This is a genomic window from Streptomyces sp. MMCC 100 (assembly GCF_041538145.2).
Lineage (GTDB): Bacteria > Actinomycetota > Actinomycetes > Streptomycetales > Streptomycetaceae > Streptomyces.
In genome coordinates this window covers 3,249,984-3,270,492 of record NZ_JBGORK020000001.1, presented here as the reverse complement: position 1 = coordinate 3,270,492, position 20,509 = coordinate 3,249,984, and the positions used below count along the sequence as shown (strand labels likewise).

The window sequence follows — 20,509 nt, the reverse complement described above, 5'->3', positions numbered from 1 at the left end:
GGAGGTTACGCGCGCGTAACCCAAGGCGGAAGGCACCCATCCGCCCGGCTCCGTCGCGGTTTCGGGGCTGTCACCTGCGGTGGTGCGCCGTGCGGGCGGCCCGCGCACTGTGCCGGCGCCCAACCGGCGCCGGCCGGGGTGATGCGGCGGCACAACGGACCGGCGACGGCCGCGAGTGTCCGCGACCGCAATGCTGTACTTCGCGATCGTCCGCCCTGTCCGGACGCCCGGTCGGTGTGGCACGCTCGGCGTCGGCCGGGCTGTGGCACGCCGGCCGTCATGGAGGAACGTCGGCGGGCCCCGTACCGGGCCCGGCACCGTGGAGAGGCGACCGCATGCGCACCGGACTGCTCGGCACCGGCCCCTGGGCGGACATGGCGCATGCCCCCGCGCTGGCAGGACACGCGGAGCTGGACTTCGTGGGGGTGTGGGGGCGCCGCCCGGAGGCCGCCAAGGAACTGGCGGAGCGGCACGGCACGCGCGCCTACGACGACCTCGACACCCTGCTGGCCGACGTGGAGGCTGTCGCCGTCGCGCTGCCCCCGGCCGCGCAGGCCGACCTGGCGGTGCGCGCGGCGCGGGCCGGATGCCATCTGCTGCTCGACAAGCCGCTCGCGCCGACGGTGGCGCAAGGGCGGGCGGTGGTGGAGGCGGCCCGGGCGGCGGGCGTCGCCTCGGTGGTCTTCTTCACCACCCGGTTCCAGCCCGAGACCGAAGCGTGGATCGCCGAACAGGCCGCCGGGGACGGCTGGTTCACCGCGCGGGCGCAATGGCTCGGCGCCGTGTTCGGCGGCGGGGACAGCCCGTTCGCCGACTCGCCCTGGCGGCGGGAGAAGGGCGCCCTGTGGGACGTGGGACCGCACGCCCTGTCCGTGCTGCTGCCGGTCCTCGGTGACGCCCGGCGCGTGGCGGCGGCCGCGCCGGGCCCCGGTGACACCGTCCATCTGGTTCTCGACCACGCGGACGGGGCGTCCAGCACGCTCACGCTCAGCCTGACGGCGCCGCCCGCCGCGGCGGGTGCCACGGTGGAACTGCGCGGCAGGTCCGGAGTGACACTCCTCCCGGAGACCGCCGAAGGTCCGGTGCCCGCCCTGCGCCGGGCCGCGGACGCGCTGCTCGCCGCCGTCGGCGGCGGGCGCCCGCATCCGTGCGACGCCGCGTTCGGACTGCGGGTCACCGAGATCCTCGCCGAGGCCGAGGCCCTGCTGACCGACCGGGGGTGACCGCGGTCAGCCGTCGGTCCGCCCCGGCTCGAAGGACTCGTCGAAGGATTCGTCGCTCCATCGGAACCAGGCCCGGTCGCCCTTGATGTGCAGCAGGAACTCGGCGACCGGGCCGTCGGGCGACACCAGCCGCACCCGTCGTTCGATCTCGGCGTAGGCCGTCTCCCACTCCGCCCAGTGCTCGGCGTCGCCCCGCTCCGCGAGGGCGAGTTCGCGGGCGAACAGGTCCTGGACGGCACCGTAGGCCGGGCCGGCGCGGAACCGTCCCGACAGCCAGGGGAAGTCGGCGTCCTCGATCAGGATCTCCCCGATCTCCGCGCCGGCTTCTCCGCGGTCCCCGTTGCCCGGCATCCCGCGCACGTGCCAGGTCTCGCCCTCGAACCCCATGTCGCCTCCGCCGGCCCCGCACCGGTGATCACCTGTGCGGGGACAGCATGCCATTCGCCGCCCGCACCGGGCCGGAGTCGCCCCCGGCCCGGTCCGATTCGGTCAGCGCACGGCCGCCGCGGGACGGAAGTTGATCCGTTCCCGCACGACCGGGTAGCCGGCCTTGGCGAAGTTGGCGGCCATGGGATGGTTCCCCCGGTCCGTGGCGGCGGAGACGAACTCCGCGCCCCGCTCGATCAGGAAGTGGGTGCACTCGGCCAGCAGGTCGTATGCGTATCCGCGCCCGCGGTGTTCCGGCAGGACGCCGATGAAGCCGATGCACGGGCCGGACGGGTTGTGCGCGGGGATGTGCATACCCGCGAGTTCGCCCTGCGGCGTGTACGCCACCTGCCACCACTCCCGCGGCGACGGGCACCAGCGGAAGAAGTCGAGCTCCGCCTGTGCGGCCCGGTCGAGTCCGCCCTCCGCGATGTCCATCAGCGCGTGGGCGTCCAGGGTGACGGAGTGGATACGGCGCAGTGCGTCGAAGAACACCGCGTCGTCCGGCTCCGGGCGGAAGTCCAGTCGGCCGGGCCGCTCGGGGAGCCCGCACTCCGGTGTCCACCGGTACAGGAAGCGTTCGACCAGGAGGTCGTACCCGGCCGCCCGTGCGGCGGTGAAGCGTGCCTCGGTGGCGGTACGCACGGCGGGGTCCTCGCGCCAGGTACCGGGCGGGTTCAGTTCGAGTTCGACCTGCCAGGGCGCGGTGCGCAGGAGTTCGGCTCCGGCTTCCTCCTCGCCCTCGGCCACGTCGAACCAGTTGACGGTGACGGGTTCGGTGTCGTCGGGGCCGCCCCACCATGCGGCCCGGGCGACGACGGTGCCGTCGCGCAGGGCGACCCGCTTCCAGTCGGGGCGGTGGCGGGTGAGCCGGTGGCCCTCACGGGCGCCCAGTGGGTCGGACAGGGTGTCGAAGAGATGGGCGTCGCTCGCGTCGAGCGCGCGGATGACCAGATCGGTCACGGGTTCCTCCGGGAGATGTACGCGTGGTGCGCTCCCGGTCAGTCGAGGTACGCCGGGACAACGGGGAGGGAGCGCGAGAGTGAGGTGGACTGCACGGCTCTGCCCTCCTTCCGTCGGTCTCAGGGCGTGGGGCACAGGCTACGAGACGCCGGGCGGGTTCGGCCACCGGTTTTCGGGTGTGGATTAAACGGGCCTTAAACAGCGGTTAAGCGTTCCTCCGTGCGGTTCACTCACCCCAACTCCCAGCTGCGGAAACGTATTTGGGGCCGGTCGGAGGAGGTTGGCCGGACCGCTGGTGCTGCATAGCATCGGCCCACGTTGTGAGAGCGCTCTCAGAACCTCGCTCCCGCACTGCCATGCCCCGATCACTCTGGAGACCCCCCACATGACCCCTCGTCACCAGCGTCCGCTCGCCCGCCGCAAGCTCCTCGTCGCCCTCGGCGGCCTGGTCGTGGCCGCCCCCGTCGCCGCCGCCGTCGCGCCGCACGCCCTGGCGGAGGTCGGCTCGGACGACGCGGCACCCGAGGCGGAGGCCGACGGCGGCCTGCCGTTGACGATCGTCAACGGCACCGGCTCCTTCGGCAACGCCGACGTGCACGTCTACATCGTCGGCAACGTGGACGGCCGCCAGGTGCGGGTCACCCCCGACGGCACCGTCGCTCCCGTGGCCCTCTCCGACAACGGCGCCGACGGCTACACCGACTACGCGATCGGCCTCGCCGGCAGCGGCGAGACCAAGCTGAACCTGCCCCACCTCTCCGGCCGGATCTACGTGTCCCTGGGCGAGAAGCTGAGGTTCAAGGTCGTCGCGGACGGCGCCGGCAACGCCGCGCTGCAGTACCCGGCGGGCTGGGTCGAGTCCGACCCCAACTACGGGGTGCTGCACGACTGCGCGGAGTTCACGTACAACTCCTCCGGGATGTTCTGCAACACCACCATGGTCGACATGTTCAGCGTGCCGCTCAGCATCCGGCTGACCGGCGCCGACGACCAGACGACCGGCACCGTACGGCCGGGGGGCCGGGCCGCCGTCTTCGAGGCGGTGCGGAAGGTGGAGGAGTTCGCGCCGCTGGTCGTGGACGACACCCGCGTGATCGCGCCCGGTCACGGGCTGGACGCCGGTCTGTTCCCGAAGGACTACCTCGCCCCGTACATCGACGAGGTGTGGAGCACCTACACCGGCAAGGACCTCAGGATCACCACCAACGCCGGGACCTTCACCGGCCGGGTGCGCGGGGACCGGCTGACCTTCGACGGGCCCGCCCAGGTGTCCTTCGCCAAGCCGTCCACCCGGGACGTGCTGTTCTGCGACGGGAACCTCGCCGCGCCCAACGACGGCACGACCGGTCCCGTCGCCGCGGTCCTCGGCGCGGGCTTCAACCGCTCCACGCTGGTCTCCTCGGCCGACCAGCCCACGACCGACCCCGCGACGTTCTACGGGACCGCGCTGACCAACCACTACTCCAAGGCGGTGCACGCGGCGACCGAGGACGGCAGGGCGTACGGCTTCGCCTTCGACGACGTGGCCGACTTCGCCTCGTACATCCAGGACACGGCGCCCACCGGCTTCCGGCTGACGCTCGGCGCCTTCTAGGGACCGGCCGCGGACGTCCACCCGCCGGGCTCTCCGCGTGCGGGCGGTGCGGTGGCGTAGGAGCGTGGTGGTGTGCGAAAGGTGCCCGCCCTGTCACCACGTCGGGACGAGGACCGGCGGAGCTGGCTGAGCGGGGCGCCGCCGCCCCGCTGGGTCCGGGTGCTCCCGCCGGCCCTCGTCGTGGCGATCTGCGCGGCCACCCTGCTCAGTCACGAGCCGCTGGAGATCGGGTTCCTGCTGGGTGCCATCCCGCCGCTGGCCGTTCTGTCGTACGGACCGCTGGCGACCGCCGTGCTGGGCGGTGTGGTCATCGCGTTGCTGCACACCCCGGCGCTCCAGCTCGACCGGCCGGGCGACGCCGACCTGCTGACCATCGTCTTCGTCGCCGTGCTCAGCGTCTTCGTGTCCTTCGTGCGCAGTCACCGTGACGCCCAGCTGGGTCTGGAACGCACGGTCGCCGAGGCCGCCCAGCGTGCCGTGGCTCCCCCGCTGCCCGAGCGCGTCGGGGCGCTGCGGTGCACCGGGCTGTACCGGGCGGCGCAGCGCGGGACGCTGGTCGGGGGCGACTTCTTCGACGTGCGGGACGGTCCCTTCGGCGTACGGGTGGTGATGGGGGACGTGCAGGGGCACGGCCTGGCGGCGGTGTCGACGGTCGCCTCGCTGCTGGGGGCGTTCCGGGAGGCGGTGCTCGACCGGCCGGACCTCGCGTCGGTGGCGGGGCGCCTCGACCGCAGGCTGCTGGTGGACTCGGCGGACGCGCGGCACGCCGAACTGTTCGCGACGGCCGCGCTGCTGGAGTTCTCCGCCGACGCCCTCGAGGTGCGGGTCGTCGTGTGCGGGAACCCGCCGCCCCTGCTGCTGCGGGGTGCGCACGCCACGGAGCTGGAGGTGTCGCCGTGGACGCCGCTCGGGCTCGGCCTCGCGGACGCCGGGGCGATCGAGGCGTGCACGGTGGCGCTGCGCCCCGGCGACCGGCTCTTCCTCGCCTCCGACGGCGTGGTCGAGGCGAGGGACGCCGGCGGGGCGTTCTATCCGCTGGCCGAGCGGCTGAGCACGCTCGCGGGCGAGGAATCCGCGGCGCTCCCGGACCTGGTCTGGGCGGACCTCGTGCGTTTCTGCCCGGACGTGCAGGACGACGTGACGATGCTCGTGCTCACTCCCTCGCCGCCGGCTCCCGGGATGCGCGGGCCGGTTCCGCATTGAATGGTGTTATCGGGATATTCGGGACCGACAACAGCACGGCACCGAAGCAGCGATCCGGATCCGAGGAGCACTGATCATGTCGACGTCACAGCCCGACGCCTCCCGACCCTCCGAAACCGGTACGGGGGGCGACCGCGCCACTCCCGACGACCTGCTCCACGCCCGCACCGGCACGGAGGTGTCCCCGGAGGACCTCGTCCTGGCGGCCGGCCGGGACGTCACCCCGCAGAACCTGGAGTGGGCCAGGCGCAAGCTGGCCGACGAGGGCCCCTCGGCCCTCGACAAGCTGCTGCCCTGACCGCGGTGAGCCCCCGGCCGGACGAACTCCTCGGCCGGGGGATCACCGCGTCGTGCTAGGACTCGGGCAGCTCCGTCTCGTCCTCCACCACGTGCACCGCGGCCTCCTCGGCGCCGGCGGCTCCGCCGTCGATGCCGACGTCCTCCGCGACCGTCTCCTTGGTCGTGTCGGTGCGTACGCCCTCGTCGGGGGCGACCAGACGGCCCGAGCGGTCGGTGCCCGCCTCCGGGTCGACCGGTTCTCCCTCGCCCTCGGGCTCGTCGCCCACGCCGTCCCCGTCGGGCGCCGACACGTCGGGCACCTCTTCGGCCAGCCGTTCGTCGAGGGTCTCGCCGTCGTGCTGCTCGGCGGCGGTGGTGCCGTGCTTGGTCACGCCCAGGGGCTTCTCCGGCGGGGAGTAGCCCTCGTCGAGGGTGTCGTCGTAGGTCCGCTCGTCGAGGGCGTCCTGGAGGTCGAGGGGCGCGGCGTCCTCCTGCTCCTCGTTGCTACCGGTGGGCTGGTAGGCGTCATCGGCCATCGGGTCCGTGCCCATCGCTGCCTCCCTCTCGCGCTCGCGTCGGCTCGGTGGTCTCGCTGTCCGGTTCGCGTTTCCCGATACGCGATCTCTAACCCGGGGGTGCGACGCGGATCTCCAGGTCGGTGATGCGGTGGGGGGCCCAGTCGCGGGCGTAGGCGGGCGGGGTGCCGCCGGGGCCGGTGAGGGCGGCGACCGGGATCCGCCGGGCGGTGTCCACGATCTCGGCGGCTGTGGTGTTCTCGTTGTTGCCGCTGGTGGAGCCCGAGGAACAGCCGGTGTAGTAGCCGATCGGGATGGACTCGTGCCCCGTGAGCAGGCAGGGCGGGCGGACCCCGAGCCGGTGCAGCTCGTCGGCGACCCGGGCCCAGTCCCCGCGGCTGTCGACGTTGCCGTTCACGGTGCCCACGAGGACCGAGAACTGGACCGCCAGATGCCCGGCCACCGCGAGCGCGACCAGCGTCGCGGCCACCGGCCGCCACCGGTCGCGCCCAGTTTTGACCAGGTGCCACAACGCGTCGGCGACCGGGAGGGCGAGCAGGGCGTAGGCGGGCTGGAGGAAGCGGGGCGCCGCGTAGCCGATCATGAACAGGTACGGCACCGCGGCGGTGACGGCGCAGACGAGGGGGACCAGCGTCGCGGTGGCGCGGCGGGCCCGGACGGCGACGACCGCGCCGAGGACGGCGACGGCCGGGAGGAGCAGCCACCACAGGGTGACGACCGGGTGCGGCATGTCTCCGGTGCACGGGCGGCACAGGCCCCGTCCGCCCAGGCTGCGCATCTGGTCGTCGACGGCGATGTTCCAGCCGAGGCCGCCCTGGATCTCGGAGGCCCTCCCCAGCCGCTCCCCGAGGCCGCCGTACCAGGCGTACGCCTCCACGACCCACTCCCCTCCCCCGACCGCCAGGCCGCCCGCGAGGGCGAGCAGCAGCGGCCAGTGGCGGCGGACGAGGACCAGGACCAGCAGCGGCACGGCCACCCAGACGGCGTCCGTGGGCCGCATCATCGCCATCAGCAGGGCCCCGGCGGCCGCTCCCCACAGCGCGCCCCGCGCGGAGCGCCACCGCCGGCGTCCCGGGGCCCCGAGTGCCCGCAGGGTGCAGCCCACGGCGACCAGGGCGCCGATCGCGACCCAGTAGTTGGGCATGGCCTGCGGGCCGTAGAAGAGGGTCACCCACAGGGTGGCGAAGAACGCGCCGGCCGTGGCGAGGACCCGGGCGGGGAACAGGCCCTTCCAGGCGCGCAGGGCGAGGTACAGACCCAGGCCCGAGAGCACGGCGAGGTACACGCGCAGCAGTTCGGTGGAGGCCGACCAGGAGGCGACGGGCGCCACCAGCAGGGAGACGCCGCGGGAGCGGGGCGCGCTGAAGAATGCGGCGGGGTGGTGGGCGGTGACCTGGCTGGTGTACACGATCTCGTCCCAGCCGAGCCCCATCGAGGGGTGGACGAAGACCAGTTGGGCCAGGGTGAAGACGGCGGCCACCGCCGCGAGCAGCGCGTCGCCGCGTAACCGCCGTGGGGTTCCGGACGCCTTCGTCGCCGCGCCCCGCCGTCCGTCGACAAGCATGGCGTTCACGCCGTCGGCCATCGTGCACCCCTCACCCCCGCTCGTCGCGGGGCCGCTCGTTCCTCACCTCCTGCCGCCCGTGGCGGGGGCCGGAATCCCGGAAAACATGATCAAACTAACCCGTGTGTCTCCGAAACGCAGGGCGGAAATCCGCCAGTCGCGCGCTGTCATCCGTCTCCCGGACCCGACCGGTCGGCGACGCCCGGGCGGCGGTGCGGGGGCTGCTCAGGGGTGGGCCGCCACTTCGGCGCGGAAATGCCGAGGGTGACGGGCTCTTCCCCCTTCACGTGGACCTCGATCCCGTGGTGATGGATCGTCAGGGGCGGCCCGGCCAGCAGCGAGTACGACGCCCGGTCGGGGCCGATCTCCACCCGCAGGCACCGGCCGCGGAACTGGAGCCGGAAGGCGAGGCGGCTGAACTTCTCGGGCAGGCGGGGCGTGAAGCGCAGGCTGTCGCCGTCCCGTCGGGTGCCGCCGAACCCGGCGACCAGCGCCATCCACGTACCGGCCAGTGAGGCGATGTGCAGTCCGTCGCGGGTGTTGTGCTCCAGGTCCGCCAGGTCCATCAGGGCGGCCTCGGTGGCGTAGTCGTACGCCAGCCTCAGATGTCCCGTCTGCGCGGCCACGACGGCCTGGCAGCACGCGGACAGGGAGGAGTCCCGTACGGTCAGCGGCTCGTAGTAGGCGAAGTTCGCGGCCATCTGGTCGTCGTCGCAGTGGGCGTCGAACCAGCTGCCGCAGGTGTACATGGCCAGCACGAGGTCGGACTGCTTGGTCACCTGCTTGCGGTAGATGTCGAAGTAGGGGAAGTGCAGCATCAGCGGGTACTGGTCGGCGCCGGTGTTCGCGAAATCCCAGCGCTGGTGGCGGGTGAAGCCCGCGTGCTGCTCGTGGACGCCGATCTCCTCGTTGTAGGGGATGTGGACGGCCTCGGCGGCGTCCCGCCAGGCGGCGCTCTCCTCCTCGTCGACGCCGAGCCGGGTCGCCTCCGCCGGGTGGCGTTCGCACACGTCGGCCGCGGCGAGGAGGTTGGAGCGCGCCATGAGGTTGGTGTACGTGTTGTCGTCGACCACGGCGCTGTACTCGTCCGGTCCGGTGACGCCGTCGATGTGGAAGACGCCGTGGTGGTCGTGGTGGCCCAGCGAACGCCACAGCCGGGCCGTCTCCACCAGCAGTTCCAGGGCGGTCTCCCGTTCGAAGCCGGTGTCGCCGGTCGCCGCGGTGTAGCGCACCGCGGCGTGCGCGATGTCGGCGGCCACGTGGAAGGCGGCCGTGCCGGCGGGCCAGTACGCGGAGCCCTCCGAGCCGTCGATGGTCCGCCACGGGAACGCGGCACCGCGCAGCCCGAGCTGGGTGGCGCGGTCCCGGGCCGCGGGCAGGGTGTCCTGCCGCCAGCGCAGCGCCTCGGCGACGGCCTTGGGGGCGGTGTAGGTCAGCACGGGCAGTACGAACATCTCGGTGTCCCAGAACGCGTGGCCGTCGTATCCGGAACCGGTCAGTCCCTTGGCCGGAATCGCGCGCTGCTCGGCGCGGGCGCCGGCCTGCAGCACATGGAACAGGGCGAAGCGGACGGCCTGCTGGATCTCCTCGTCGCCGTGCACCTCGACGTCCGCGCGGGCCCAGAAGTCGTCGAGGTAGTCCCGCTGTTCGGCCACGAGACCGTCCCAGCCGCCGTGTGCGGCGGCGGCCAGCGCCGCCTCGACCTGGTCGCTCATCGCGGGCCGGGAGCGGGCGCCCGACCAGCCGTGGGCGACGGTCTTCTGCACCCGCAGCCGCTGTCCCGGATCGAGGACCGAGGTGATGGTCAGGCGGGACACGTCCGTGTTGCTCTCGCTGCTGGTGGTGATCTCCCCCGGGGCGTCGACGACGTGGTCGGCGGCCACGGCGACCCTGAGGCCGCTGCGCCGGGTGCGGTGGACCAGGCGCAGCCGGGAGCCGATGGCCAGGTCCTCCTCCGGCTCCAGCGGGGACTGCAGGGCCTGGGCCGCCCTGGGGTCGCCGTCGGCCGACGGCAGGCTCTCGTTGGCGACCAGTTCGGACTGGATGACGATCCGGGTCCGGCTGTCGACGGGCTCGACCTCGTACTCCACGGCGGCGATGGCGCGCTGGGTGAGGGAGACGAGGCGGGTGGAGCGCACCCGGACGGTCGTGCCGGCCGGGGACGTCCACTCGCAGCTCCGCTCCAGCACACCGCGCCTGAGGTCCAGGGTGCGTTCGTGCTTGCCGAGCCGCCCGTAGCGCAGGTCGAAGGGCTCGTCGTCGACCAGCAGCCGCAGCAGCTTGCCGTTGGTGACGTTGATGACGGTCTGGCCCGACTCCGGGTAGCCGTAGCCCGCTTCGGCGTACGGCAGCGGGTGGAGTTCGTAGACGCCGTTGAGGTAGCTGCCGGGCAGGCCGTGAGGTTCGCCCTCGTCGAGGTTGCCGCGCCAGCCGACGTGCCCGTTGGACAGGGCGAAGACGGACTCGCTCTGCGCGAGGAGGCCGAGGTTGAGCGCCGTCTCGCGCACCCGCCAGGGCTCCACGGTGTACGTCCGGTTGGTGATCACGCGCGGCCTCCCAGCTCGGCGAGGTCCTTGACGACGCGGTCGGCGCCGTGGGCGTAGAGGGCGTCGGTCTGGCCGACGCGGTCGACGCCGACGACGTAGCCGAAGTGTCCGGAGCGGCCCGCGTCCATGCCGGCCAGCGCGTCCTCGAAGACGGCGGCGCGGGACGGTTCGACGCCGAGGTCGCGGGCGGCGGCCAGGAAGGTGTCGGGGTGCGGTTTGCCCGGAAGTTTCCTCTCCCGGGCCACCACGCCGTCGATCCGTACGTCGAACAGCCGCTCGGCGTCGATGGAGTGCAGCACGTCCCGGGTGTTGGCGCTGGAGGAGACGATCGCGGTGGCGAGGCCGGCGGCGCGGACCGCGTCGATGTAGCGCAGTGTGCCCTCGTAGGGTTCCACGCCGCCGGTGCGGATCTTCTCCAGGAGGAGTTCGTTCTTGCGGTTGCCGACGCCGTTGACGGTCCGCGCGTCCGGAGGGTCGTCGGGGGTGCCCTCGGGCAGCTCGATGCCGCGGGAGGCGAGGAAGGAGCGGACGCCGTCGGCGCGGGGGCGGCCGTCGACGTACTGGTCGTAGTCGGAGTCGGTGAAGGGGCGGAAGTCCGCGCCGTCCCGCTCGCGCAGGAAGGCGTCGAAGGTCGCCTTCCAGGCGGCGGCGTGCACCACCGCCGTCCTGGTGACGACCCCGTCGAGGTCGAACAGGCAGGCCTGGATGTCGTCGGGAAGTCCGAGCTGCGTCGTCATACCCCCCACAGTTCCCCGCCGGGGCGGGTCCGATCAGGTGACACACTGTGGGGTGTGCCGCTGACGTTCGACGACCTGCTCGCCCGTGCCCGCCGTCTCCCCCGGGACGGGCGGCGCGCGATCCTGGGCATCGCGGGCAGTCCCGGCGCGGGAAAGTCGACGCTCGCCGGGAGTCTGGTGCGGGAACTGAACGGCACGGGCGAGCCGTGGGTGGCGCACGTGCCGATGGACGGCTTCCACCTCGCCGACGCCGAACTGGACCGGCTGGGCCGCCGGGACCGCAAGGGCGCACCGGACACCTTCGACGCGGCCGGGTACGCGGCGCTGCTGGGGAGGCTGCGCGAGGAGCGTGCGGAGACGGACGGCGACATCGTGTACGCGCCCGGTTTCGAGCGGGAGCTGGAGCAGCCGATCGCCGGGGCCGTACCGGTGCCGCCCACCGCGCGGCTGGTCGTGACGGAGGGCAACTACCTGCTGCTGGAGAGCGGGGCATGGGCGCGCGTGCGGCCCCGGCTCGACGAGGTGTGGTTCTGCGCACTGGACGAGGCGGAGCGCGTCCGGCGGCTCGCGGCGCGGCACGAGCGCTTCGGCAAGTCCCCCGCGGACGCGGCCGCGTGGACGATCGGGCCCGACCAGCGCAACGCCGACCTGGTCGCCGCGACCCGGCACCTGGCCGACCTGGTGGTACCGGCGGACGCGGTGACGGGCCCGCCCCCGGGCGCGCGGGGTCCGGCGCCGTCAACGCCTGTCTGAAGCGGTCACTTCTCGTCGAAGTCGTCGGGGCGGACGTGCGCCTCCTCCAGGGCCTCGCGCATGGTCCGGCCGGTGCCGCCGGGCGGGCGGGGCTCGTCCTCCTCGGGCCGGCTCCGGGGCTGCTCGAGAACGTCGTCGGTGGTGTCGGTCTTCGGCCGGTTCTCTTCCGGGACGGTCATGATGTCGGCTCCTCGTCCGTGTCTGCGGGTCCTTCCGTGGCGGCGGGTTCCCGGGCGACGCGGTGCTATCCCCGTCCGGGCCATGCGGTTCCCCTCCGGGGCGGGGCGGTGTCATCTCCGCCCGGGGTGGGCGCTGCCGTCCCCGGGGCGGGCGCTGCCGTCCTCCTCCTGCGGGGTGACGCCGTGCCGTCCCCCGTCGGGAGCGGCACCGTGCCACCTCGGTCCGAGACGTGCGGGTGCCGTCCCCTCCAGGGCGGCACCGTGCCGTCTCCGCCGGGCGGGGCCGGTGTCCCCTCCGGGGCGGCGCCGCTGTCCCCTCCGGGGCGGGGCCGGTGTCGTCCCCCTGGGCGGTGCGGTGCCGCCCCCTCCGGGGCCGCGCCGGGGCCGTCCCCGTGCGCGGCGGTCCGCCCTGCCCGGCGCAGGGGGTGAGCTATGTTGACCTCCGTGGGAGACATGGGAGACAAAGGAGGCGCACCCGTGCCATCGCCGCAGCAGGCACGTGCACAGGCGTCGGCGATCACCTCGGGACGGGCGGCCCCGCCCTCGGAGGTCTCCCCCACATCGCGGCTCAGGACGCTGTTCGACCGGCCCCGCCTCTCCCCGGGACAGCGGCGCATCGCGCAGTACCTCATCGAGCACCTCACCGAAGCGGCGTTCCTGTCGATCACCGACCTGGCCGACCGGGTGGGCGTGAGCCAGCCGTCGGTGACGCGGTTCGCCTCGGCGGTCGGCTTCAGCGGCTACCCGGCGCTGCGCGAGCAGCTCCAGGCGATCGCGCTGGGCGGCCGGGGCGGTTCCGCGGCCGAGGAGAACCGGGGCAACGAGCTCCAGGCGGCCGTGGACGCCGAGATCGAGAACCTGGAGAACCTGCGGCGCGACTTCGCCGACGCGGACCGGGTGATCGACGTCGGCCGCAAGCTGGCCGCCTCCGCGCCGCTGACCGTCCTCGGCCTGCGCATCTCCGTCTCGCTCGCCGAGTACTTCGCCTACGCGGCCCGCCGGGTCCATCCCGACGTACGCCTGGTGACCCGGGGCGGCACCGTCGCCTACGACGCGCTGCTCCAGTCCCGGGAGGCGGGCGGTACCTGGGTGCTGGCCTTCTCCATGCCCCGGCACGCCCACGAGACCCTGGGCGCCGTGCGGGTGGCACGCGGTGCCGGGCTCAAGGTTGCGCTGATCACCGACCTGGCGCTCGGCCCGGTCGTGGACGAGGCCGACGTCACGTTCGCCACGGGTACGGGATCCCGGCTCGTCTTCGACTCCTACGCGGCACCGGGCGTGATGTGCGCGGCGCTGCTCCAGGCCATGACCGACGCGGATCCCGAGCGGACGCAGGCCCGGCTGGAGGAGTACGAGCAGGTCGCGGACCAGCACCAGTTCTTCCTGCGGGACTGAGCGGGCGAGCGGACCCCTCCCCCGGTCGGGCCGGGACGGCGATTGGTCGGCGCAGACGGGGGCCATCCCCGTCAAAGCAGACATGAATGTTTTCATACGTCTTGCAAAGCAGATGGCATATATAAATACTGCTCACGGATCGCGCCCCGGCCGCCCCGGAACGCGTCCGCACCTGCCGCGAACACTCGGCCCGCCGAATTCCTACCCGCTCCGGCGCACCGGGTGTTCCGGTCGGGCATCGCCTGCGCGAGCGCCCGCGGCGGTCCCGGTCGTCCCCTGGACCGGGGCCGCCCCCACCCGTCGCCCACCCCGTCGACGCCGCCCTCCCGGAAGCGATGATCATGCCCCTGACGACCACGCGCATCAGCCCGGACTGGCCCTGCCAGGTCAAGACCCCCGGCAGCTACGACTGGGAACGCTCGGCCACCAGGTGGCTGCGCGAGCTGGTCCCGGCGCGCTATGCCGGCTATCCGGCCCTGATCCGGCACCCGGTGCTGCTCGCCCGGCACGCGCAGATCCAGGTCCAGCACGAGATCCGGGTGGCCCGCACCGCGCTGCAGACCGCCCGGGCGGACCTGCCGCGGCTCGGCCTGCACGAGGCGGCCATCGAGCACACCATCAAGCTGTACGCGGCGGAGGTCCTCCAGCTGCAGCACATCGCGCGCAGCGTGCGGGCGGTCACCGAGGCTCTGGCCGAGCGGGGCGCCGCGGGACGCTGACCGGCCGGCACCCCTCAGCCCACCGGATGCCCCGGGCGGATGGTGCGCGCGTCGGCGAGGCGCAGCAGCGGGCCACCGGCGGTCTTCTCACGCCCGCCCCACTCGACCGGTTCGAGGACGAAGCCGACGTGGTCGCCCCCCGGGGTGCGCTCCACGACCCGCCCGACGAACCACGCCTCGGCGTCCTCAAGTACGGCGGCCCCGCCGTACGCCTCCCGCCAGCGGACCCGCCGGAACTTGTCCACGTCGTCGCCGCTGCGCCCGCCGAACAGCTCGGCCGTCTCCCGCTGGTCGCGGGCGAGCAGGTGGACCGCCAGGACGTCGGCGGACCGTGCGACGCGGAAGGTCCGGTTGACGTCGGAGATCCAGACGGCGTACCGCACGGGCCGGATGGAGCACTGCGAGGAGAAGCCGACCAGGCAGCCGGCCCGTTCCCCGCCCGCAGCGGCCGTGACCACGCACATGTCCGGGTCGAGCCGGTCCAGGAACACGTCCATGGCGGCCATGCTAGGCCGCCGGGGCGGCTCAGGTGGCGAGCAGGCGGCGCAGGGCCGCGCGCAGGGCGGTGACGAAGGCGTCGCGGACCGGCTCGTCGAGGGCGTCCAGGGACAGGTAGGGGTTGAGGTCCTCCAGCTCGACCAGCAGCAGCTCGCCGTCGGGCGCGCGGCAGGCGTCGACTCGCTGGATGCCGTGGTCGACACCGTTCCACTCGATGAACCGCCGCGCGAAGTCGAGGTCGGCCACGGTGGCGTCGTACGGCTCCAGCCGCCAGCGGCGGTCGGGGTGCGGCGCGTGGAGGGCGTACTGGTAGTCGTGGTCGACGAAGTAGAAGGAGACCTCGTAGGCGAAGTCGACACGCGGCTGGACGAGGAGGTCCCCGGCGCCGCTCAGCTCCTGAGGCACGCGTCCCGCGGGGACGATCCGCAGGCCCGCCGAGTCGGCGCCGAGCCGGGGCTTGACGACGTACTCGTCCGCGACGGGCAGCAGGTGCAGGTCCTCGGCGCGGTCGACGGTGGGGATGACCGGGTGTCCCGCGGCGGTCAGGTCGAGCAGGTACTGCTTGCCGAGCATGTCCGCCCTGCCGGTGAGCTGGTTGTAGACGCGCGTCCCGCACTCGGCCGCGCGCTCGCGGAAGGCGTCGTAGGCGGCCTTGTACTCCTGCACGGGGCCGCTGTTGCGGACGACGACGGCGTCGAAGGCGTCCAGCAGCGCCGTGGCGTCCCGCGGATGGCACAGGGCGAGGTCGAACTCCTCGCGCAGCCGGGAGGTCAGGAAGATGTCCTCGTCGCAGTAGCGCCGCCCGCGCGCCTGGTAGGCCAGGTCGGTGACGTACAGGATGCGGGGGCGGACGAACGGCATGCGGGACTCCTCCGGGGCTGACCGGAAGTGATCGTATGCGACCGGCGTGGCGCAGCGACGGGTGCACTCAGTTCCCTCCACTCGCTGCACTGAGTGCCACGGACCTCGCCGGGCTGCTACGTTCCCCTCCATGAGCACCAGCAGTGCGGCGCCCCGCCGCGGGGACGGGACGGACGCGGCGGAGGTCCGGCCGCCGATGCGGGACGCACTGGTCGCGGCGGCGTTCCGGCTGTTCCTCGAGCGGGGGTACGAACAGACCACCGTGGACGACATCGTCGCCCTCGCCGGCGTCGGACGGCGTTCCTTCTTCCGGTACTTCCCGTCGAAGGAGGACGTGGTCTTCCCCGACCACGAACGGTGCCTGACCGACATGAAGGCGTTCCTGGCGGACTCCCCCGAGGACGCCGACCCGGTGCGGCGGGTGTGCGACGCGGCCCGGCTCGTCCTGCGCATGTACGCCGAGAACCCGGCGTTCTCCGTGCAGCGGTACCACCTCACCAAGAAGGTCCCCGGGCTGCGCGCCTACGAGTTGTCGGTGGTGTGGCGCTACGAGCGCGCCCTCGCCGAGTATCTGCGCGGCCGGCTGGGCGGGCGGCCGGACGGGATCCTGCGCGCCGACGTGATCGCGGCCGCGGTGGTCGCGGCGCACAACAACGCCCTGCGGTCCTGGCTGCGTTCCGACGGCCGCGACGACGCGGGTGCCGCGGTGGACCACGCGCTGGCGTACGCGCAGTCCGCGTTCGGCGACATGCCGGTGCCGCCGCGCGGCGAGTCGCCCGAGGACGTGGTGGTCGTGGCCGCGCGCCGCGGGACACCCATGTGGCAGGTGTTGCGGGAGGTCGAGACGGCGTTCGGGCGGGACTGACGGCCGGGCCCCGCCCCGCGCCCGCTCACTCACTCGTCCTCAATCAAGGGTACCGAGTGCCTTTACGAGTGACACTGAGTGCCATACGCTGTGGTGCGTGCACGGTGGCACGGTGAGCCGCGCACACGCGTGCCCGGTGACCGCGCACGCGGGATTCCGGCCCGAGTGCAGGGAGTTGACCAGCGTGTACCACTCAGGAAACGTCGCTCAGCAGGCGGCCGGCCCCGCGACGGGCCTGCTCGACCCCAAGGCCAAGGCCCAGGCCCCGGACACCGAGGCCGTCTTCTACCAGCGCTGCACCTGGTGCGGCACCGCCATGTACCACCGGGTGCTGTGCCCGGTCTGTCGCGGCAGCGAGCTGCGGACGGAACGGAGCCAGGGCACCGGAACGGTGCGCCACGCCACCGTGGTGCACCGCAACACCCCTGCCGCGCGCAACGTTTCCCTCATCGAGATGGCCGAGGGTTTCGTGCTGCGCGGCCGGGTCATGGGCCCGCTCATCGGCATCCACAGCGGTGACCGGGTGCGGCTGTCCACGGCCAAGGACCCGGTGCGCGGCGAGCCGGTCTTCCAGCTGGTCGACGAGCCGTACCGGGCCTGGACCTGAGGGCAGGTCAGTTCCCGGCCGCCGCCGGTCCGGACGTCAGCGTGATGCGGATCCCCACGGTGCCGTCGAGTCCCCGGCGCAGCCGGCTGCCCATGAGGGTGAGCAGGCCGACGACGCCGTACTTGCGGACCAGCAGCTTCCGGTAGCGGGCCGTGGTGGCGGGGTCGCAGATCTCCGCCGTCCCCGGGACCTGGTCGCCGGTCGGCCTGCCGCGCACGTCGCAGGGCCCCACCAGGACGTCGGCGCGGTTGCGGACGCGCTTGACCTTCCAGGAGTCGGCCACCGTCCAGACACCGAGCGCGTCCCCGTCCCGCACGACCCACACCGGGGTGGCGACCGGGGTGCCGTTCTTGCGGAAGGTCGTGACCAGCAGGTACTTGCCGGCGCCGAGCCGGTCCAGTGACGCGTCGTCGTCCATGATCCGGGAGTCTAGACCCGTACACGGACGGCCCGCGGCCCCCCGCCTCACCCCAGGGCCGCCGCCATCCTCCGCACCGCCTCCGTGAGCACCTCCGGCGAGGTCGCCAGGTTGAGCCGTACGTGTCCCGCCCCGCCGCTGCCGAAGGGAATGCCGGAACTGAGGGCCACCCGGCCCCGGTCCAGGAAGACCTCCGCCGGGTCGTCGCCGAGGCCCAGGGCGCGGCAGTCGAGCCAGGCGAGGCAGGTCGCCTCCCCCTGGCGGTGGACGACCCCGGGCAGCCGCTCCGCGAGCAGGCCGGTGAGCAGCCGCCGGTTCTCCTCGAGCCCGGCGAGCACCGCGTCCAGCCAGGCGGTTCCGTCGCGCAGGGCGGCGGTGTGGGCGAGGACGCCGACGTGGCTCGGCCCGTGCCCGACCTCCTCGGGCATCCGCGCCAGGTCGGCGGCGGCGCCCGGTCCCGCGAGAGCCAGGGCCGCCTTGAGCCCGGCCAGGTTCCAGCCCTTGGACGCCGACATCAGCGCGAGGCCGCGCTCGGCGCCGGGCACGCTCAGGTAGGGCACGAACCGGGCCTCGCCGGTGACGACCGGCGCGTGGATCTCGTCGGCGACGACCCGGACGCCGTACCGCTCCGCGAGGGCGGCGACGGCCGACAGTTCGTCGGCGGTGTGCACGGTGCCGGTCGGGTTGTGCGGGCTGCACAGCAGGTAGGCCGCCCGTCCGCCGCCCGCGACGGCCTGCCGGAACGCCTCTTCCAGCACCCCGAGGTCGATCCGCAGGCCGGGGCCGAGCGGTGCCTCGACGACGCGCCGGTCCATGTGGGTGACGAACTCGTAGAACGGCGGGTACACCGGCGGGTTGACGATCACCGGGTCGCCGGGCTCCGTGACCAGCTTGAGCATCTCGACGACGCCCAGCATCACGTCGGGCACGATCGCCGTGCGCTCCACGGCCAGGTCGTCCCAGCCCCATCGCTTCCCGGCGAAGGCGGCGAGGGCCTCGGCGTAGGCGGTGCCGACGGGGTAGCCGGTGTCGCCGAGTTCCATGGCGCCGGTGACGGCGCGCACGACGGATCCGGCGAGCGGCACGTCCATCTCGGCCACCCACAGCGGCAGTACGTCCGCGGGGTAGGTGCGCCACTTCATGCTCGTACGCCGGCGAAGCTGCTCCAGGCCGAGCGCGTGCAGGGGGTTCGGCTCACCGGACTGGTCCCGCGGGATGCTGGTCATGGGCCCAAGATAGGACGCCGCGGCGAGACGGGGGAACAGGACGCCGGCCCGGTGAACACCGCGCCTCCCGCCGCCGTATGGGAGGAGGGCGCTCGACGTCCGGTGGCCCCCGCGGCGGCGACGCCGCGCGGTCGGGTTCGGGAGCACACGCATGAGGCACGCACGACGACGCATCGTCCGGCGAGCGGCACGGCTGGCGGCCGTCGGCGGGCTGCTGCTCGGGGGGACCATGGTCACCCGGGCGGTGGCGAGCGAACCTCCCGGCCCGTCCGCCGCGCCGCACACCCTCGCGCAGACCGCGTCCGGCGCCGGCCTCGTGGCCCGGCTGGGCAGCGACCGTACGGCGGGTCACTGGGTCGGCTCCGACGGGCGGCCGGTCGTGGCGGTCACGGACGAGTCCACCGCCGAGGCGGTGCGGCGGGCCGGTGCTACGGCGAAGGTGGTGCGGCACAGCATGGCCGAGCTGAGGTCGGCGGCCTCGACGCTGCGTGCGGCGCCCCGGGTGACCGGTACGGCGTGGGCGCTGGACTACCGGTCGAACGAGGTGGTGGTGCGCGGTGACCGCACGGTCTCCGGGTCCGACTGGTCGCGGCTGACGGGGGTCGCCGAGGGCATCGGGGGGTTCGTCCGCATGGAGCGCACCGAGGGCGTGTTCACCACCCGCCTGAACGGGGCGGAGCCGATCCTGTCCACGGCGGGGCGCTGCTCGGCGGGGTTCAACGTGACCGACGGCACCAGCGACTTCATCCTGACCGCGGGCCACTGCGGGCCGACGGGCTCCGTCTGGTTCGGTGACGGCAAGGCGGACCGGCAGATCGGCAGGACGGTCGCCGGGAGCTTCCCCGGGGACGACTTCTCCCTGGTGGAGTACGCGGGCGGCAAGGCGGGCGACGGCGCCGAAGTGGTGGCGGTGGGCGGCGGCAAGGGCGTGCGGATCACGGGGACGGGTGAACCGGCCGTCGGGCAGCGGGTGTTCCGCAGCGGGAGCACCAGCGGGCTGCGCGACGGCCGGGTGACGGCGCTGGACGCGACGGTCAACTACCCGGAGGGCACGGTCACCGGCCTCATCGAGACGGACGTGTGCGCCGAGCCCGGGGACAGCGGCGGGCCGATGTTCTCCGAGGGCGTCGCGCTCGGCGTGACGTCGGGAGGCAGCGGTGACTGCGACAAGGGCGGTACGACGTTCTTCCAGCCGCTGCCGAAGGCCATGGAGTCGCTCGGGGTCCGGCTCATCGTCTCGGGCCAGGAGGGTGCCGCCGCGGGCACCTCGGCCCCCTCGGCGGCGGGTACCTCGGGCGCGGGTGCGTCCGCCCCGGTGACGCGCGTCGGCGGTACGCCCCTGCTCGCCCGGCTCACGGACCGCCGGAACGTCGGCCCGGGGCTGCTGGTCGTCGCGGGCAGCCTGGTGGCGCTGGTGGCCACGCGGTGGATCCGGACGGAGCAGGACCGCAAGGCCTATCGGCGGCAGTACTCGGCGACGTGGGGCTGATACCCGGGCCGGTGCGAGGGCCGGCCCGTGGTCGCTGCCGACGGGCCGGGGGCGAGGAGTCCGGGGGCGCCGGTCAGGCGGCGTTCACGGACTCCGGGGCCGCGTTGGCCCACTCCATGACGAGCCGCTGGTACTCCGCGCGCTGCTCGACGCTCAGTGTCCCGCCCGACCGGAGCCACAGGGCCCGGATCTCCTCGTTGACCTCGGCAGCCGATCGCTCGGAGGAGGGTTCAACAGTGGTGGACATGATGTGAAGCATACGGCGCCCGACGTGAAGACGATGTGAGTAATCGCGAGCCAAGCGGACATATCGGACCGTGTTACTGATCACGTCGATCTTCTCATCTGTCAAGACCTACGGGCGAGTTCGTTCCCGCCCGATGTGTTCTGCCGCACACGGCCCGCCTCACCTCCGAGCACCGTGAGGC

General features: G+C 73.5%; 22 protein-coding genes. 10 read left to right on the top strand and 12 right to left on the bottom strand.

What is annotated here, in order from left to right:
* The first annotated feature begins 335 nt into the window (after window positions 1-335).
* The gene (locus ABS735_RS15185) at window positions 336-1,223 is read left to right on the top strand and encodes a Gfo/Idh/MocA family protein (protein WP_373905644.1); all 888 of its coding nucleotides are present in this window, start codon (window positions 336-338) and stop codon (window positions 1,221-1,223) included.
* A 6-nt stretch (window positions 1,224-1,229) separates the two neighbouring features.
* Here ABS735_RS15185 and ABS735_RS15180 read toward each other — a convergent pair whose 3' ends face one another.
* Entirely contained in the window at window positions 1,230-1,610 is a 381-nt protein-coding gene (locus ABS735_RS15180; protein WP_373905645.1) for a hypothetical protein, read from the bottom strand.
* A 102-nt stretch (window positions 1,611-1,712) separates the two neighbouring features.
* Window positions 1,713-2,612: a GNAT family N-acetyltransferase gene (locus tag ABS735_RS15175; protein ID WP_373905646.1), complete on the bottom strand. Its 900-nt coding sequence runs from the start codon at window positions 2,610-2,612 to the stop codon at window positions 1,713-1,715.
* A 385-nt stretch (window positions 2,613-2,997) separates the two neighbouring features.
* Between ABS735_RS15175 and ABS735_RS15170 the strand changes: the two genes are divergently transcribed.
* The 3 genes from ABS735_RS15170 to ABS735_RS15160 all read left to right on the top strand — a co-directional run bounded on the left by ABS735_RS15170 (window position 2,998) and on the right by ABS735_RS15160 (window position 5,707).
* A complete protein-coding gene (locus tag ABS735_RS15170; RefSeq protein WP_373905647.1) occupies window positions 2,998-4,206 on the top strand; it encodes a glycoside hydrolase family 64 protein in 1,209 nt (402 codons plus the stop codon).
* 72 nt (window positions 4,207-4,278) lie between these two features.
* Window positions 4,279-5,409, top strand: a complete 1,131-nt coding sequence (locus tag ABS735_RS15165) for a PP2C family protein-serine/threonine phosphatase (RefSeq protein WP_373905648.1) — start codon at window positions 4,279-4,281, stop codon at window positions 5,407-5,409.
* Window positions 5,410-5,485: 76 nt separating this feature from the next.
* Window positions 5,486-5,707 (top strand): hypothetical protein, encoded by a 222-nt coding sequence (locus ABS735_RS15160; RefSeq protein WP_373905649.1) that lies wholly within the window; start codon window positions 5,486-5,488, stop codon window positions 5,705-5,707.
* A 55-nt stretch (window positions 5,708-5,762) separates the two neighbouring features.
* Here ABS735_RS15160 and ABS735_RS15155 read toward each other — a convergent pair whose 3' ends face one another.
* From ABS735_RS15155 to ABS735_RS15140, 4 genes are all read right to left on the bottom strand, one after another.
* Entirely contained in the window at window positions 5,763-6,239 is a 477-nt protein-coding gene (locus tag ABS735_RS15155; RefSeq protein WP_373905650.1) for a DUF5709 domain-containing protein, read from the bottom strand.
* Between the two features lie 73 nt (window positions 6,240-6,312).
* Window positions 6,313-7,809: a hypothetical protein gene (locus ABS735_RS15150; RefSeq protein WP_373905651.1), complete on the bottom strand. Its 1,497-nt coding sequence runs from the start codon at window positions 7,807-7,809 to the stop codon at window positions 6,313-6,315.
* 146 nt (window positions 7,810-7,955) lie between these two features.
* Window positions 7,956-10,334: a glycoside hydrolase family 65 protein gene (locus ABS735_RS15145; RefSeq protein ID WP_373905652.1), complete on the bottom strand. Its 2,379-nt coding sequence runs from the start codon at window positions 10,332-10,334 to the stop codon at window positions 7,956-7,958.
* A complete protein-coding gene (locus tag ABS735_RS15140) occupies window positions 10,331-11,071 on the bottom strand; it encodes a beta-phosphoglucomutase family hydrolase (RefSeq protein WP_373905653.1) in 741 nt (246 codons plus the stop codon). The genes ABS735_RS15145 and ABS735_RS15140 overlap by 4 nt, the downstream gene beginning before the upstream one ends.
* 54 nt (window positions 11,072-11,125) lie before the next feature.
* Between ABS735_RS15140 and ABS735_RS15135 the strand changes: the two genes are divergently transcribed.
* Window positions 11,126-11,824 carry a nucleoside/nucleotide kinase family protein gene (locus tag ABS735_RS15135; protein ID WP_373905654.1) on the top strand — a complete coding sequence of 233 codons (699 nt, stop codon included), beginning with the start codon at window positions 11,126-11,128 and terminating at the stop codon, window positions 11,822-11,824.
* Between the two features lie 5 nt (window positions 11,825-11,829).
* Here ABS735_RS15135 and ABS735_RS15130 read toward each other — a convergent pair whose 3' ends face one another.
* Window positions 11,830-12,003: a hypothetical protein gene (locus ABS735_RS15130; protein WP_373905655.1), complete on the bottom strand. Its 174-nt coding sequence runs from the start codon at window positions 12,001-12,003 to the stop codon at window positions 11,830-11,832.
* A 477-nt stretch (window positions 12,004-12,480) separates the two neighbouring features.
* Between ABS735_RS15130 and ABS735_RS15125 the strand changes: the two genes are divergently transcribed.
* Together ABS735_RS15125 and ABS735_RS15120 are read left to right on the top strand one after the other, a co-directional pair.
* The gene (locus ABS735_RS15125) at window positions 12,481-13,398 is read left to right on the top strand and encodes a MurR/RpiR family transcriptional regulator (protein ID WP_373905656.1); all 918 of its coding nucleotides are present in this window, start codon (window positions 12,481-12,483) and stop codon (window positions 13,396-13,398) included.
* A gap of 335 nt (window positions 13,399-13,733) precedes the next feature.
* Entirely contained in the window at window positions 13,734-14,117 is a 384-nt protein-coding gene (locus ABS735_RS15120; RefSeq protein WP_030872223.1) for a hypothetical protein, read from the top strand.
* 14 nt (window positions 14,118-14,131) lie between these two features.
* Here ABS735_RS15120 and ABS735_RS15115 read toward each other — a convergent pair whose 3' ends face one another.
* Both ABS735_RS15115 and ABS735_RS15110 read right to left on the bottom strand, forming a co-directional pair.
* Window positions 14,132-14,623 carry a flavin reductase family protein gene (locus tag ABS735_RS15115; protein ID WP_373905657.1) on the bottom strand — a complete coding sequence of 164 codons (492 nt, stop codon included), beginning with the start codon at window positions 14,621-14,623 and terminating at the stop codon, window positions 14,132-14,134.
* Window positions 14,624-14,642: 19 nt separating this feature from the next.
* A complete protein-coding gene (locus ABS735_RS15110) occupies window positions 14,643-15,476 on the bottom strand; it encodes an ATP-grasp domain-containing protein (RefSeq protein ID WP_373905658.1) in 834 nt (277 codons plus the stop codon).
* A 130-nt stretch (window positions 15,477-15,606) separates the two neighbouring features.
* Here ABS735_RS15110 and ABS735_RS15105 point away from each other — a divergent pair, with 130 nt between their 5' ends.
* Together ABS735_RS15105 and ABS735_RS15100 are read left to right on the top strand one after the other, a co-directional pair.
* The gene (locus ABS735_RS15105) at window positions 15,607-16,341 is read left to right on the top strand and encodes a TetR family transcriptional regulator (protein WP_373905659.1); all 735 of its coding nucleotides are present in this window, start codon (window positions 15,607-15,609) and stop codon (window positions 16,339-16,341) included.
* A 184-nt stretch (window positions 16,342-16,525) separates the two neighbouring features.
* Complete coding sequence (locus tag ABS735_RS15100) at window positions 16,526-16,948, top strand: Zn-ribbon domain-containing OB-fold protein (RefSeq protein WP_373905660.1); 423 nt, start codon at window positions 16,526-16,528, stop codon at window positions 16,946-16,948.
* Window positions 16,949-16,955: 7 nt separating this feature from the next.
* Here the strand turns inward: ABS735_RS15100 and ABS735_RS15095 are convergent, their stop codons facing one another.
* The gene (locus ABS735_RS15095; protein WP_373905661.1) at window positions 16,956-17,366 is read right to left on the bottom strand and encodes a PPOX class F420-dependent oxidoreductase; all 411 of its coding nucleotides are present in this window, start codon (window positions 17,364-17,366) and stop codon (window positions 16,956-16,958) included.
* Between the two features lie 47 nt (window positions 17,367-17,413).
* Window positions 17,414-18,592, bottom strand: a complete 1,179-nt coding sequence (locus tag ABS735_RS15090; RefSeq protein ID WP_373905662.1) for a MalY/PatB family protein — start codon at window positions 18,590-18,592, stop codon at window positions 17,414-17,416.
* Between the two features lie 151 nt (window positions 18,593-18,743).
* Here ABS735_RS15090 and ABS735_RS15085 point away from each other — a divergent pair, with 151 nt between their 5' ends.
* On the top strand, window positions 18,744-20,081 hold the full coding sequence (locus ABS735_RS15085; protein ID WP_373905663.1) for a S1 family peptidase: 1,338 nt from the start codon (window positions 18,744-18,746) through the stop codon (window positions 20,079-20,081).
* 73 nt (window positions 20,082-20,154) lie between these two features.
* On the opposite strand, the gene ABS735_RS15080 is transcribed toward ABS735_RS15085, so the two are convergent.
* Window positions 20,155-20,340 carry a hypothetical protein gene (locus ABS735_RS15080; RefSeq protein ID WP_373905664.1) on the bottom strand — a complete coding sequence of 62 codons (186 nt, stop codon included), beginning with the start codon at window positions 20,338-20,340 and terminating at the stop codon, window positions 20,155-20,157.
* Between the last annotated feature and the right edge of the window lie 169 nt (window positions 20,341-20,509).